Raw genomic sequence first — 14889 nt, forward strand, 5'->3', positions numbered from 1 at the left:
ACACACAACTCATAATGGAGTCTCACTTTGCACTATCATTTCATAGCAATCGGCGGTGTAAGCATGAGCGCCATCGCCAAGATCCTGCACGAGCAGGGTCATACTGTCACCGGTTCAGACCGTCAGGAGAGCACCAACACACTGCGACTGCGCGAGTCTGGGATCAAGGTCAGTATCGGTCACTCACCGAAGAATGTGGATGGCGCGGATATTGTGGTCTACAATGCCGCGATCAAACCGGATAACCCCGAGCTTGCCGAGGCGATCAAACGTGGAATTCCGACGATGGAGCGCCCGGTTGCCCTGGGCCATATAATGGAACCATATAAACACCGCGTCGGCGTTGCGGGCACACATGGCAAAACCACCACGACGTCAATGATCGGTTCGATCCTGGACTATGCCGCGATAGACGCCACAGTCCTCTTCGGCAGCGATATGAAGTCTGCGGGCGGCAACGTCCGCATAGGCGACGGATCGGTCATAGTGACCGAGGCCTGCGAGGCATTTGGTTCATTTCTGCATCTGAAGCCGTCAATTTCTGTGATAACTAATATCGAGGCAGATCATCTCGATTATTACAAGACAATTGATGCGGTCGAAAGGGCTTTTTGCCAGTTTGTAGACGACTCGGACGAAGTGGTCGCATGTTCGGATGAGCCTCGTGTGCGCAAAATCTTGGACGGCTGCAAGAAGAAAGTGATCTGGTACGGCACCACTGGTTCGCCCGATCTGCTTGCGACCGATATTGAAATAAATAAACCGAAGCCGACTTATACGCTTGTTCGCGGCGGCAATACTCTCGGCAGCGTGACAATAGGCGTTCCGGGCATTCAAAATGTGCTGGATTCACTTGCCGCTGCAGGCGTAGCTTTTGAGATAAGTGTGAGCTTTGACGCGATCCAGGGCGGGCTTGCCGAGTTCAGTGGGACAGGCCGCCGGTTCGAGGTCCTTTATAACGACGGCAATATAATGGTGGTCGATGACTATGCCCACCACCCGACTGAGATAAAGGCGACTCTCTCAGGGGCACGCAAAGCATATCCCGGCAGACGGATTATTGCAGTCTTCCAGCCGCATCTATATTCCAGGACACACGATTTTTGCGCACAGTTTGCCGAATCTCTCAGCCTTGCCGACCATGTAGTTATCACATCTATATATGCGGCGCGCGAACTGCCTATGGAGGGAGTAAGTGCGGAGAATATAGTTGACCGAATGCACATAGACGGTTACGTCAATGTAAACTATTTTCCCGATAAAGGCACTATCGCAGACGAACTGGCAGATAAGCTCAAGAGCGGAGATATGGTCATTGTCCTTGGCGCAGGTGATGTTCGCACTGTAGGCGAGAGCCTTGCGGAGCAGCTTAGTTCAAGGAGTGCGTCGTGAGCACTATTGAGGAGCTGAAGCATATAGCATCGGGTCGTGTAGTCGAGAACGAGCCGATGGTGTCGTATACTACCCTTGGCGTCGGCGGACCTGCAGATTACTTTGTGGAAGTGCCGACAGAAGACGAACTATCAGCCTTAATGCTATACATATCTGAGCATGAATTGCCCTGGATAGTAATAGGCGACGGAGCCAACCTGCTGGTTTCCGATAAGGGCATTCGCGGGATTGTGATTAAGCTGGGCGGAGAATTTTCGAGTATTACAGTCCAGGGCAGACGGATAGTTGCAGGCTCTGCTGCTCGCATATCAAAGGTCGCCGATGCAGCAGCGAGTAATAACTTGAGCGGGTTGGAGGGTGTCGGGACAGTCCCCGGCAGCGTAGGCGGAGCCATTGTCATGAACGCCGGAACCCATAGGGGCTATATAGATGAAGTCACTGAGGGAATCCGTGCAGTCACAGATAAAGGCGAGAAAATCGCATTGTCAAAAGACAAATGCGGCTTCACCTATCGCAACAGCCGCTTCCAATATGATAAGTCATTGATTATCACATATGCGGTTTTCAAGATGAAGCCCGGCGACGGCACAGCGATTGCGTCCAATCTGGATGCCGTGCGAAAGCACCGTGCCGAGACTCAACCTCAGGGCAAGAGCGCGGGTTGCTTTTTTAAGAATCCCACGGGGCTTAGCGCAGGTAAATTGATAGAAGGAGCGGGGTGCAAAGGCATGCGAGAGGGTGGGGCTGTTGTATCAGAAATCCACTCAAACTTTATCATGAATGCACACAACGCCACCGCCTCAGATCTGTTTGTGTTGGCGGAAAAGGTCAGAAAGTTAGTCAAAGATATACAAGGAATAGATTTGGAATACGAGGTTAGACGAGTAGGGCAATGGTAGAACGGAATTCAAAGATCAGAGTCGCTGTGATGATGGGCGGTTTGTCTTCTGAGCGTGGCGTTTCATTATCGACAGGCAAGCAAATACTGGAGGCTCTCGACGCAGATAAATACGAATCAATCGGTGTTGATTCAGCCATGATACCCGGTTCCAGGCGGCAGTGCCTGCAGGGCGCTTCGACAGAGGTCCAGGCAGTAGCTGACGCAGGTGCAGCGCTTGCCAACGCAAACAAACTGGTTTCCATGCAGGAGATAGCCGGCGAAAAATCAGGTATGCGTCCTGATGTAGTCTTTATAGCGCTTCATGGCAAGTTCGGCGAGGACGGTACGGTCCAGGGTTTCCTCGATCTGCTGGGAATTCCGTATACCGGCTCTGGTGTGCTTGCCAGCGCTTTGGCGATGGACAAGTCCATGGCCAAGAAAGTATTGGCGATAGACGGCGTGCCGGTGCCTCCTTCGATAGATTTCTGCTGCATAAACGGCAAATGGGATGAGGCCGCTATTGCTTCTGGGGTTGAAAAGATGGGCTATCCGGTAATTGTAAAGCCGAGCCGCCAGGGATCGACTATCGGAATGACGAAGGTAATCTCACCGAAAGAGTTGAATAATGCAATTAACCAGGCTGTCTCCTATGACAGCCAGATAATAGTCGAAAAGTTCGTCGAGGGCACAGAACTTACAGTCGGCGTGCTGGGCAACAACGAACCGTTTGCGCTGCCGGTGGTTGAGATAGTCCCGGCCAAGGGATTTTATGATTATGAGGCCAAATATACTCCCGGCGCCACTGAAGAGATAGTGCCCGCCAGGATCAGCGCTGAAGCCTCTGCAAAGGCGCAGGAAATAGCGCTTTTAGCTCACAAGTCATTGGGCTGCCGTGGAGTGTCCAGAACGGACATCATTATGAACGCAGACGGCATGCATGTGCTGGAAGTAAACACGATTCCGGGCATGACGCCCACCAGCCTGCTGCCTCAGGCGGCATCTGCGGCAGGAATATCGTTTGTTCGGCTGCTTGACATGCTGATAGGTTATGCATTGGAAGACAATTAGTGGTGAAGCTGAGGTGAGGGTCTCTAACCTCTTACTTCTAACTTCTAACATCCAAAACGGGGGTTCTCAAAGGTGAGGCATACCACAACAAAGTCGAGTGCTCGGCGCGGTGAACGTTTGGTAAGAAAACCGTCTCGCAACCGAAAAAGACCGAATTACCGGCTTATAATATCTTGTTTTTTTATGTCGGTGGTCTTGTCGAGTGCGATCACGTATGCATTCCGAACACCCAATCTGGATGTGAAGAACGTCAACATACAAGGCGTCGGCATGTGCGACAAGCAGTTGGTTAAAAAGTATGCCGACTCGATGTATGGCAAGAATATCCTCAGTGTGCGAAAAAGTTCGGTGTGTTCGGCAATAATGGTGCTCAATGAGGTCGAGTCCGTAAAGATAGGCAGAGACTTTCCGGACAAGATGTGGGTGCAGGTGACCGAGCGCAAGCCGGATGCAGTCGTAACCGACGGCACAAAACGTATGCTCATGCAGGATGACGGGTTAATGTTTCACAGGGTTGATCGTCCTGTAAGCGGAATACCTTTGATAAAAATTTCAGACTTTCAAGTTTTGCAGCCGGGCAAGATTGCGAACTCGGACCAGGTCTGCTGTGCGCTTGATATTGTAAAAATAGCAAAAGTAAAGAAGCTCAAAGTCGACAAAATTTCCATTGACCATGACGGTGATATATGCTTAAATATGGTCAGTGGTTTTTACGTCAAGCTTGGTCAGCCTGATGATATATCGAGGAAGATGTCACTGCTGCAAAGCGCGCTCGAATACCGTCCATCTCTTGCAAGGGAAGCGATATACATAGACCTTAGCTGTCCCAGTGCTCCCGTATGGAAGCCGAAGGTGGTCGCGCAGAATGCGTCGTGACAGTCAATTAAAATGTCGATCTTAATGTCATCCGATAGGGGCAAGACGTGGGTCTTTCAAGTTACCGCGCTTTGCATAGTCCTTGGCATGCTGCTTGCGCTCTCTCTAAAGACTCAGAAGCAGGCAGCAAACGAAGGCGTGCCCAACCGTCTGCCTGCTCTGCGTGCGGCGTTCAGCGCCACAAAGCAGGAGAATTTGCAGCTTCGCAAGGAACTTGCTGAATATAAGCAGCGGAATGAAGACCTTGCCAAGCAGCAGGCTGCTGGGCTGACGAGCGCAAAGAGTCTGGAGCAGACCCTGAATGAGTCTAAGATGCTTGCGGGCACGGTTGCTGTTCGAGGTTCGGGGATAGTGGTTACGCTGCATGACAGTCCGAAGCTCGACCCAACCGAGACTCGGGCGGATGTCATAGAGAACTATGTCGTTCATGACACGGATTTGCGTGCGATAGTCGATGAACTCTTTGCTTCAGGTGCAGAGGCCATTGCGATCAACGATCAGCGGCTAATCGCCAATTCATCAGTGCGGTGTGTGGGACCGGTGGTGCTGGTTAATTCAGTCCAGGTCGCTCCGCCATATGTCATAAAGGCAATCGGCAAACAGAGCGTGTTGGACAAGGCATTGACACTGCCGGGCGGTGTGGCGGATGCACTGTTTTTGCTTGATATGGTCGAAGTAAGGAAGCAGCAGGATATACTGGTCCCTGCGTATGCCGGAAGCACGCGTTTTAGTGTGGCACAGCCGGTTGCCGCTTCAAAAGAAAAAGCTAAAGTAATTCGGAGAGAAAGATGATTTGGCTGCCCTTAGTGGGTTTAGCGCTTGGTTTTACAATTTATTGGGCGCCTATCAGGGTGCCGTCAGATTTTGCGGCATATTTGTCGCTGGCGACACTTGCCGGTCTGGATTCCGTCTTTGGCGGTGTAAGAGCCGGTATAGAGGGCAAGTTTCACGACGACATCTTCATATCCGGTTTTGTCATGAACACACTCCTGGCCGCCGGTTTGGCTTATCTTGGTGACCAGATAGGTGTGGACATATATATGGCGGCGGTAGTTGTCTTGGGATGGAGAGTGTTCTTGAATCTTTCCCTGATTCGCCGCTACTGGCTGACTCAGACCAGCATTAACAGAAAAAAAGAAACGTAAATAGGTTTCGGGTTTCGGGTGTCGGGTGTCTGAATCTGGAACCTGGAACCCGATACCCGGCACCCTTTGGGAGAACACATTGAGCCGAAAAGAATTCATTGCGGGTCTTGATATTGGAACCACAAAGACCTGCTGCGTATTGGCCGAGGTTGACCTTGATGCCCAGAGCGCAGATGTCATCGGCGTTGGTCTGACACCGTCCAACGGGCTGCGCAAGGGTGTTGTGGTCGATCTCGACTCCACCACCGAAGCGATACGTTCCGCCGTCGATAAAGCCCAGAAGATGGGAGGCATGGTTTCCATCAAATCTGTGGTAGTCGGTGTGACCGGTGAGCATATATCTTCGCTCAACAGCCGCGGGGTAATTGCGATATCCAGTTCCGATAGAGAGGTCACGCCGTCTGATGTGGATCGTGTGGTCGAGGCATCCAAGGTTATCGTGCTGCCTCCCGAGCGTGAGATCATACATTCTATCCCGCGCGATTTCACTCTCGACGGCCAGGACGGCGTAAAGGACCCTGTGGGGATGTCCGGCAGCAGGCTGGAAGTCGAGACCCATATAGTCACTGGTTCGACCTCGTTTTTGGACAATGTCGCAAAGTGTGTGCAGCGCGCCGGTCTTGAGACCGACATGACCGTCCTCGAGCCGATAGCCACCAGCCACTCCGCAATAATCCCGGCGGAAAAGGACTTGGGCGTGGCTCTGATCGATATAGGCGGCGGCACCACTGATGTCGCTGTTTTTGTTAACGGAGAAATTTTCTATACGGCTGTGCTTCCGGTCGGCGGCAACCATGTCACCAAAGACATAGCTGTGGGTCTGCGCGCGTCGCAGGAAGAGGCCGAAAAGGCCAAGATCACGTACGGCACTGCCACTGTGAGCATGATCGAGCCGGAAGATTCGTTCGAGATAGTCAGCCTCGGCGAGGAGTCGCCTACCGAACTGCCGCGTGAGATTCTGGCCAAGATAATCGAGCCTCGGATGCAGGAAATTTTCCAGATGGTCCGCGAGGAGTTGATAAAGTCCGGTTATATCGAACTGCTCCCCGCAGGCACTGTCCTCACGGGCGGCGGCTGCCAAATGCCGGGCACGGTCGAGCTTGCCGAAAACATACTGGGTATGCCGATAAGGCTCGGCCTGCCGCGAAACATAGGCGGTCTGAGCGACACTGTGCAAAGCCCGATATACACGACAGCCGTCGGGCTGGTTTTATTTGCCGCAAAACAGCATTCGGACTTGCGGCAAGAAGAAAAAAGCGCTACACTTAAACAGAGCCTGCTTGACATGTTCAAGTTCGGCAAAGCAAGACGCTGAATCCCAGGACGGGGTTATTTCAGTGAAACACCGGCCTTTTGCAGTTGGCCACATTAAAAATTTATTTTATTTTATAGCGACGAGAGGAGCTGGGTCGTAATAATGAATAATTCGGACGACAGTTATGCAAAAATCAAGGTAATTGGTGTCGGCGGCGGCGGCATGAACGCCGTAGGCAGAATGATAGATGCCGGTCTCACCGGAGTTGACTTTCTGGCAATGAATACCGACACTCAGGTACTTGAGCTATCTGCCGCCAGAAGTAAGCTCCAGCTCGGCGCGAATCTTACAAGGGGTCTTGGTGCGGGCGGCAATCCTGAGATGGGTCGTGAGTCCGCCGAGGAGAGCAAACCAGAGATAAGGCGGCTGCTCGAGGGAGCCGACATGGTGTTCATAACTGCGGGTATGGGCGGCGGCACCGGCACCGGCGCTGCACCTGTCATTGCGGAGATGAGCAAAGAGATGGGCGCTCTGACGGTTGCGGTCGTCACCAGGCCGTTTGGGTTCGAGGGTCCGCGCAGAGCACGAGTAGCCGACGGAGGCGTCAAAGATCTTAGGGACCGGGTCGACACTCTAATCACCATTCCCAATGACCGCCTGCTGGATGTCGTGGACAAAAAGGCAACTCTCAACGATGCATTCAAAGTGGCTGACGATGTCGTGCGCCAGGGCGTGCAGGGCATATCCGATATTATTACAATCCCAGGTATGATAAACGTAGACTTTGCCGATGTAAAAGCGATCATGCAGGATCAGGGCACTGCCCTTATGGGCATCGGTTTCGGCAGCGGCGAGCAAAAGGCTGCACATGCCGCTCAGATAGCCTGCGCAAGTCCACTGCTGGAGACTACAATCGACGGTGCGCGCGGTGTATTGATAAACATCACAGGCGGACCCGATCTCACCCTTTCCGAGGTCTATGATGCCGCCGACATAGTCTATAAGGCGTGCGATACGGAGGATGTGAACATTATCTTCGGCACAGTGATAGACGAGTCCATGCACAATGAAGTTCGCATAACTGTTCTTGCTACAGGTTTCGATGGTCAGGAACGCCACCAGATGGCCGAGGCAAAGGCGATGGCTGCTGTAGGTGAGGGTGTTCCTCCAACTCCGTCAGCTTCTCTCGGTGTGGATTCGACTCTGCTTCCTGAAGGTGAGTTGGATATTCCCGCATTCCTTCGCAGAAGATAAGCAATAGCAATATTGCAGTCAATAGTATGATGGCCCGGGATTTGAATCCCGGGCCTTATTTATTCATCTCTTTGGGTCTAATACCCCGCTGCTTGCGGCGGGGATGCTTTATTACTACGGTTAGGGGGAGGGCGAGGCTCCTGCCGAGCCTTAGTCTCGTTTGATAGGTGGCGATCTCCGAATCCCAATAATAGTAGGTGCATGTTCGGGCGCGATATCTGATCGCGCACGAAAAAGAATTCCTTTATCTGATAAGTGACAATCTCCGAACCCCGAAGTTGTTATCTGACAGCAGCAATGAAATCAGTTGTTATCAAGTTCGCCTGCTTCCAGCTTCACAACAGGCGTGGGCTTGCGTATATACATCGGTGTAAGCGTGAATGCATCGTCAACATGCCCCTCGCTCAATCGCTTATTACCCAGTTCAAGCAGTGCAGCGCCACGTGCGAAGTCTGTCCACGGTTTTGTGACGACAGCCTCATTGCCGAATTTGTGCCGTATTTTTTCGGCATTGCGGGTAGCTCCCGTGCCGCAAAAACATGCTTTCAAGCCTCTTTTTTCGACTTCGACCATTACGTCGGATATCGGCGAGACGCCATATTCTGCCAGACGCACATCAGCAGTGGAGTCCATCAGTGTCCAATATACTTCGCTGGCGCGTGCGAAGATCATAGGGCAAATAATCTCAACGGCGGTATCAGCTGCGCCCATGGCTATCGCGTCGAGTGTGGGCATGCCCACTATCGGTATTCCGAGCGTCCATGCAAGCGTTTTTGCGGTTGTAATACCGATTCTAAGGCCGGTGAATGACCCCGGTCCAAGAGAGACGATTACAGCTTCCAGGTCATGAGGCTTATGACCCGCATCGGAGAGCATCATTTCGATATTTGGAACAAGCCGCCGCAGCAGACTCATCTTGTGATGAAAGTGGTATTCGGCAAGCAATTGTGATTTTTGCCCAAGAGCGAGCGTGCACATATCCTGTGATGAATCTATTGCGATTGTCAGCATTTCTCACATATCTCCTCGATGATGGCCTGCAGCCTGGGCGAGGTCGTCTCGAGTATCATTTCCCGATCATTATCCCCCGTCATTTTCAGTTCGATGTCCAGTCTCTCCGGCGGCAGCATTGATTTCATTCTGTCCGCCCACTCTATGATGGTTATTCCCTCGCTGTATATATATTCTTCAATCCCGAGAGAATCCACTTCTGCCTCAGTTTCAAGCCGGTAGAGGTCGACATGATAGAGCGGTGTAGGGCCGATGTGTTCGTGTATAAGTGTGAATGTGGGGCTGTGTACGTCGTCGGCAAGCCCGAGACCTCTGGCGATTCCCTTTGTGAATGTTGTCTTTCCGGCGCCCAAATCGCCGAAAAGCGCCAGGACATCGCCCGGGTGCAGTATCTTTCCCAATCTCTCGCCGAGATTCATCGTCTCCTCGGCACTATTTGTGTGAATAGTAATTCTCACGTAACACCCATCAGATCAATATGAAATCTCAAATACTAAATCTAAAATCAAAAGTGTTTCCAGCTCTCGGGCATTGCCTGCTCGTCTCCATTTGAGGATACCAGCGTGATCCTGCTTACGTCAACCGTCTCGCCTATCACGGTTGCGCTCGATCCTGTAGATTTGATCGCGTTGATGACAGTGTCGGCATCCTCGGGTGCGCAGGTCAGGAGCAGTTCATAGTCCTCGCCTCCGCTTGCAGCCAATGTAACAGGATCAGTGTCCAATCGAGCCGCAGCAATGTGCAGCATTTCAGAGACAGGGAGTTTGTCTGCATAGACTTTCGCTCCGAGACCTGATGCCTCACACAGCTTTGCCAAGTCAGCCGACAGCCCGTCACTCAGGTCCATCATGGAGCGCACTTTGCGCGTCTCGACAGCCGCGCGAGCCTCATATACTTTGGGTTCGGGCTTGAGGTGTTTTTCGACCAGATAATCGCTTATACGATTGGCCTCATCCATACCGAACTTTAGGAGCAGTTGGAGTCCGGCCAGGGAGTCACCGAGAGTGTTTGTCACTATAATCGAGTCGCCAAGTTGTGCCGCACTTCTTTTGGCGGCTTTATCGTGTTCGACGGTCCCAAGTTGTGTGACATTAATAACGATCCCGCACTCGCTGCCGACAGTGTCTCCGCCTGCTATCACGCTTCCAAAGGCGTTGGATATGTCATACATTCCTTCGTATATCTTTTCGACCAGGGACACATCCACATCCGGCAGACCGATTGAGACGAATGAGTATGTGGGATTTCCGCCCATCGCCGCGATGTCGCTGATATTGACCGCCACGCTTTTCCATCCCAGCAGATATGGATCGATGATATCCATCCGAAAGTGAGTCTTTTCGATTAGCAGGTCGGTCGTGACGATCATGTATGAGTCGCCGCAGTTAATCAGCGCCGCGTCGTCACCGATAGCAAGCGCAAGGTCTGCGTCAGTTACCGCGCCGAATTTGTCTCTTATTAAATTAATAAGGGCGGCCTCGCCGCCCAGTTGTGATATTTTCATTGTTTACTAACGGTGCATGCGCTTATGTGTTCAAAGAAGTAAAAATCTGCTGCGTCAAGAAACTTGCGCGGCGTCCATTCAGCGACTTTCGATTCTGGATCGACAGTTTCAGTCGTAACCGCAAGCACAAGGTAAGGTTCAAGTGGCAGATGATCGTGCACTTTCATCGGATGAACGCCGTCATATACAGCCAGGCCATCTTCTATTATACGACGCCCATCGAAATACAGCCTTGCTCCCGGTGTATATGGCGTATCTTCTTGCGTAAATATCTTGCCGACCTTTCGCGATGCCACCACATTCTCGGGCCCGATATAACCCGGCACGCCGAGCATAACATATTCTGCGTAGTCACTTGGCTCTCCAAGCTCCATAATGCCGAGCGCCAGCACATTTTCGCCGTCTCTATTTAGGCGTGCCAGCGACCGCAGTTCACCGCATTTCTTGATACTTTCCCAAGCCTGCAAATCTGTGGAATGCACGAGCCATCTGGATTCCTCGGGAGTAAGATAACTTCCCTCAGAATGCTGCATCAGAACGCGTTCGACAAGCGCATCCACATCGATATCATCCGGGCAAGCCATAATGACTTGCCTGCCGTGCTGCGGTTCATATCGCAGGAAATCCGCGAGCCTCTCCTCGATCTTATCTACATTTGGTCCGAAGCGCATATGAAAAAGGCCGCTTTTGGCCTTTCCATGCACGAATTTCTGATCGAGGTCATTTTCAATCTGAAAGCAGCTCCAGCCTTCGTAGCTGCCGTCTTGTGAGAACGGATTAGGTGAGTCAGCAGTCCAACCTGGTGGAGCAATGTAATATGTGAGTTTCATCAAACAATTCCCGGAGGCTATCCCATAATCTTGTCGATTGCATCCTGAGTAATAGGCTCAAAGGCCTTCTGCTCGGTAATCTCTTCAAATGCCTTGCATGCTGGGCAGACTTTGCGGTCTACCAGCTTTACGAATAGATATGCAAGCCCCCGCTGGTTCTTGCGTCCACTCCTGCATATCGGGCACTCCAGACACATCTTTGCTTTAGCTTTGAGTTCATCATCAGTCATGCTTATTGCTCCATAGCTCAGCGTATAGATCATGTCATTCTGAGCGAATGTGAGAAATCTGCTTTGAGCCAGACATTGCAAAAAGCAGATTTCTCACATTCGTTCGGAATGGCTGGTTGTGATATTTTTGCTTTTCTGGGTCAGGATTTCCGAATCCTGACCCTATCGCCTTGACTGTCAATACTCAATATAAAATATAATATCTAAAATTTCTTCAGGTATTCTTCCACAACCTTCATAGCGCAAAGCTCTCCGCACATAGAACAGACGTCATCCGATCCGCCGGAGCGCTGGTCGCGCAACTGCTTGGCGCGCACGGGGTCGATTGCAAGCTCGATCTGTTTCTTCCAGTCGCGAGCCTTGCGCGCTTTACTCATCGCAAGGTCCCAATTTTTAGCTCCTGGTATGCCTTTAACCAGGTCGGCCGCATGTCCAGCTATTCGAGATGCAATCACACCATCTTTCACGTCCTGCGCTGTCGGTAGTCCCATATGTTCGGACGGAGTGACGTAACACAGAAAATCTGCGCCGCTTGTGGCGGCGATAGCTCCACCTATAGCCGAGGTTATGTGATCGTAACCCGGCGCTATGTCTGTGACCAGTGGACCGAGCACATAGAATGGCGCGCCTTCGCACAGTCGCTTCTGGATAGCCATATTTGCGACGATCTGATCCAGCGGCACATGTCCAGGTCCCTCGACCATAGTCTGGACTCCGGCTTCCCTTGCGCGCTTTACCAGTTCGCCCAGGATAATAAGCTCTTGAATCTGAGCCCTGTCGGTCGCATCGGCTGTGCATCCCGGCCTGAAACCATCTCCCAGGCTGAGGGTGATGTCATAATCTCGAGCAATTGCAAGCAGGTCGTCATAGCGCTCATATAGTGGGTTTTCTTTGTCGTTCACTATGATCCACTTGACCAGGAATGCCCCGCCGCGGCTAACGACATCCGTCACGCGGCCCTGGTCGCGCAGCCTCTTTATAGACTCTTTCGTAATCCCGCAGTGGACGGTCATAAAGTCCACACCCTGCTTGGCCTGCCGTTCTATTACATCGAGCAGATCATCTCCAGTGATGCGGGTGATGGCTCCACGGTCCTGCGCGATGTTGACAGCCGCCTCATAGATAGGCACGGTCCCCAGCGGCACGGGACATTTGTCCAATATGACTTTACGTATACCAGTCAGGTCGCCACCGGTGGACAGGTCCATCACTGCGTCAGCTCCGGCATCGATCGCAGCGTTGAGCTTGATTATTTCGTCCTTGAGATCGGGATATGTCGCAGATGTTCCTATGTTGGCATTCACTTTGGTCCGCAGACCCAGCCCCACACCTCTTGGCGATGCAAAATCCCGCCTCACATTTTTGGGAATGCAGATTGTTCCTTCAGCGATCCGCCGCACGAGCAAGTCTATATCGATCTGCTCATCTCTTGCGACCTGTTCCATCTCCGGGGTTATTTTGCCCTTACGAGCAGCCTCTAACTGTGTCAATATTCTACCATCCTACGAATTTTGTAAATTCTTTCGCCAAGTCGGATGTCGCAGCGACCATATCGTCCGCACAGACGACCGCCGACACCACTGCAGCGCATGCCGCGCCATTAGCCGCCACCGACCCTATATTATCCAGGCAAATCCCGCCTATTGCGACCACCGGGATCGAGACTTCATGACATACTCTGCGCAGTGTTTCCAGGTCCGATACAGGTCCGGCATCGAGCTTAGTTGTCGTAGAAAATATGGGTCCGAACCCGACGTAATCTGCGCCATCATCCTGTGCCTGTTTGGCTTGTTCGATGCTGTCCGCCGATACTCCGATTATCACATCATTGCCGAGCAGTCCCCGCGCAATCTCCACCGGCAGGTCACTCTGGCCTATATTCACGCCGTCTGCTCCCACGGCAGCCGCCACGTCCAGTCTATCATTGACGAAAAACATGACTCCTGCCGCTTCGGTAATCTCTCTGACCTGGAGCGCAGCCTCATAAAATTCGCGGTCAGAGGCATGTTTGTCTCTGATCTGAATAAATCTGGCGCCACCTTCAACAGCCGAGCGTGCAATCTGCGCATGCGTGCGTTCTGGTCTAAGCTGTGAGTCAGTTATGACGTAGAGTCCCGATAATTGCCCAACCAATACAACATCCTCAAAAAACACGAAAAGCCGCCAATCCCGGGAGACGGGACTCGCGGCTGCAAGGGTTCCATCTCCGCTTCCCTACGTCGGTATTATCCGATCCCAGGTTCCAAGGGTTAGCTCAAACGCTTCTCAGCCTCGTATATTGAGGCACCCCCAGCGGCTCTCCGCTCAAGCGGTCAAATCCAGTTTACCACTCGATAAATGCCATGTCAAACCATTTGGGAGTGTTCAGTTTTCCGAGAGAGACCGATGCAGGGGGATAGGAGTTAGGGGTCAGGGGAGGGAGGCTTTTGTTGTCCACTCAACCCTCTCTATCCCCAGCCCCCAATCTCCCAACCCCTGTGTGGGAGCAATGCCCCCAATTCCCAGAGAACTCTCTCAACCATTTGACACATCCGCAAGCTCAGGCTAGCATGGTTATGGAGCGTATGCAATGATAGTCACGTTTTTAGGCACCGGCACCTCGCATGGAGTTCCGATGATCGGCTGCGACTGCCCAGTCTGCACGTCCAGTGATCCGCATAACAGACGGACCCGCTCATCCGTATTTGTGGAGGTCGGTGGAGTAAATATCTTGATCGACACCGGTCCTGATATGCGTGAACAGGTTTTGAGGGAATGCATTTGCCATGTGGACGCGGTGATCTTTACTCATGCTCATGCCGATCATGTATTCGGCCTGGACGATGTGCGCCGTTTCAATGATATTTCGGGCAAGTCCATGCCATGCTATGGCTCTGCAAGGACGCTGGAATGTGTGCGAAGGGCTTTTCAATATGTGTTTGTGCCGACCCAACTCGGCGGCGGCAAGCCTCAACTGAACCTGATCGAAATAAACAAGCCGTTTGATGTTATGGGGGTGCCGGTCATGCCGATCCCGATCATGCACGGCAAGTTGTCGATCTACGGGTATAGGATCGGTGACTTTGGGTATCTGACCGACTGCAGCCATATTCCCGCTTCATCGGAAGAATTATTGCAGGGTTTGGATACGCTGGTGCTGGGAGTGATCCGTCATGAGCCGCATGAGACACATTTTTGTGTAAGTGAAGCGCTTTCTATAGTATGCAAACTCAAGCCCAGGCGGGCATTTTTCACACATATAGCCCATCGTCTTGAGCATGATCAGACGAATGCAGCCCTCCCGCCGGATGTGCAGCTTGCCTACGATGGTCTGAAGATAGAAATTTGACTTCTTACTTAGAAAAACCAGCGTTTTGCATTCAGGCGCGATATCTGATCGTGCCTGAACTAACTTGCAGGTATTGTGAAGCTGTTTATATAATCAGTATAGAGATGGGAATTCGT

16 protein-coding genes and 1 riboswitch are annotated in these 14889 nt (G+C 52.0%); of the genes, 9 read left to right on the top strand and 7 right to left on the bottom strand.

What is annotated here, in order from left to right; all coding sequences use genetic code 11:
* The first annotated feature begins 27 nt into the window (after positions 1 to 27).
* From murC to ftsZ, 8 genes are all read left to right on the top strand, one after another.
* The gene (gene murC / locus LLG46_12670) at positions 28 to 1392 is read left to right on the top strand and encodes a UDP-N-acetylmuramate--L-alanine ligase (GenBank protein MCE5324151.1); all 1365 of its coding nucleotides are present in this window, start codon (positions 28 to 30) and stop codon (positions 1390 to 1392) included.
* Entirely contained in the window at positions 1389 to 2291 is a 903-nt protein-coding gene (gene murB, locus LLG46_12675; GenBank protein MCE5324152.1) for a UDP-N-acetylmuramate dehydrogenase, read from the top strand. Before murC ends, murB begins: the two co-directional genes overlap by 4 nt.
* The gene (locus tag LLG46_12680; GenBank protein ID MCE5324153.1) at positions 2285 to 3340 is read left to right on the top strand and encodes a D-alanine--D-alanine ligase; all 1056 of its coding nucleotides are present in this window, start codon (positions 2285 to 2287) and stop codon (positions 3338 to 3340) included. Before murB ends, LLG46_12680 begins: the two co-directional genes overlap by 7 nt.
* Positions 3341 to 3412: 72 nt before the next feature.
* Entirely contained in the window at positions 3413 to 4216 is an 804-nt protein-coding gene (locus tag LLG46_12685; GenBank protein MCE5324154.1) for an FtsQ-type POTRA domain-containing protein, read from the top strand.
* A gap of 24 nt (positions 4217 to 4240) precedes the next feature.
* Entirely contained in the window at positions 4241 to 5008 is a 768-nt protein-coding gene (locus LLG46_12690; GenBank protein MCE5324155.1) for a DUF881 domain-containing protein, read from the top strand.
* Positions 5008 to 5361: a small basic family protein gene (locus LLG46_12695; protein MCE5324156.1), complete on the top strand. Its 354-nt coding sequence runs from the start codon at positions 5008 to 5010 to the stop codon at positions 5359 to 5361. The genes LLG46_12690 and LLG46_12695 overlap by 1 nt, the downstream gene beginning before the upstream one ends.
* A 79-nt stretch (positions 5362 to 5440) precedes the next feature.
* Positions 5441 to 6676: a cell division protein FtsA gene (ftsA, locus tag LLG46_12700; protein ID MCE5324157.1), complete on the top strand. Its 1236-nt coding sequence runs from the start codon at positions 5441 to 5443 to the stop codon at positions 6674 to 6676.
* Positions 6677 to 6778: 102 nt separating this feature from the next.
* The gene (gene ftsZ / locus LLG46_12705) at positions 6779 to 7870 is read left to right on the top strand and encodes a cell division protein FtsZ (protein ID MCE5324158.1); all 1092 of its coding nucleotides are present in this window, start codon (positions 6779 to 6781) and stop codon (positions 7868 to 7870) included.
* Between the two features lie 303 nt (positions 7871 to 8173).
* Here ftsZ and tsaB read toward each other — a convergent pair whose 3' ends face one another.
* The 7 genes from tsaB to thiE form a co-directional block, all read right to left on the bottom strand.
* Complete coding sequence (gene tsaB / locus LLG46_12710) at positions 8174 to 8881, bottom strand: tRNA (adenosine(37)-N6)-threonylcarbamoyltransferase complex dimerization subunit type 1 TsaB (GenBank protein ID MCE5324159.1); 708 nt, start codon at positions 8879 to 8881, stop codon at positions 8174 to 8176.
* Positions 8875 to 9339: a tRNA (adenosine(37)-N6)-threonylcarbamoyltransferase complex ATPase subunit type 1 TsaE gene (gene tsaE / locus LLG46_12715; GenBank protein ID MCE5324160.1), complete on the bottom strand. Its 465-nt coding sequence runs from the start codon at positions 9337 to 9339 to the stop codon at positions 8875 to 8877. Before tsaE ends, tsaB begins: the two co-directional genes overlap by 7 nt.
* A gap of 47 nt (positions 9340 to 9386) precedes the next feature.
* Complete coding sequence (thiL, locus tag LLG46_12720) at positions 9387 to 10385, bottom strand: thiamine-phosphate kinase (protein ID MCE5324161.1); 999 nt, start codon at positions 10383 to 10385, stop codon at positions 9387 to 9389.
* Positions 10382 to 11215 carry a hypothetical protein gene (locus tag LLG46_12725; protein ID MCE5324162.1) on the bottom strand — a complete coding sequence of 278 codons (834 nt, stop codon included), beginning with the start codon at positions 11213 to 11215 and terminating at the stop codon, positions 10382 to 10384. Before LLG46_12725 ends, thiL begins: the two co-directional genes overlap by 4 nt.
* A 17-nt stretch (positions 11216 to 11232) precedes the next feature.
* Positions 11233 to 11445, bottom strand: coding sequence for a hypothetical protein (locus LLG46_12730; protein MCE5324163.1), 213 nt, complete (start codon positions 11443 to 11445; stop codon positions 11233 to 11235).
* A gap of 203 nt (positions 11446 to 11648) precedes the next feature.
* On the bottom strand, positions 11649 to 12935 hold the full coding sequence (gene thiC, locus LLG46_12735) for a phosphomethylpyrimidine synthase ThiC (protein ID MCE5324164.1): 1287 nt from the start codon (positions 12933 to 12935) through the stop codon (positions 11649 to 11651).
* Between the two features lie 4 nt (positions 12936 to 12939).
* Positions 12940 to 13578: a thiamine phosphate synthase gene (gene thiE, locus LLG46_12740; protein MCE5324165.1), complete on the bottom strand. Its 639-nt coding sequence runs from the start codon at positions 13576 to 13578 to the stop codon at positions 12940 to 12942.
* 61 nt (positions 13579 to 13639) lie between these two features.
* Positions 13640 to 13746, bottom strand: a riboswitch (TPP riboswitch).
* A 268-nt stretch (positions 13747 to 14014) separates the two neighbouring features.
* Between thiE and LLG46_12745 the strand changes: the two genes are divergently transcribed.
* Positions 14015 to 14773, top strand: a complete 759-nt coding sequence (locus LLG46_12745) for an MBL fold metallo-hydrolase (GenBank protein MCE5324166.1) — start codon at positions 14015 to 14017, stop codon at positions 14771 to 14773.
* Positions 14774 to 14889: the final 116 nt, after the last annotated feature.

It is taken from the genome of bacterium, from assembly GCA_021371935.1.
Lineage (GTDB): Bacteria > Armatimonadota > UBA5829 > UBA5829 > UBA5829 > UBA5829.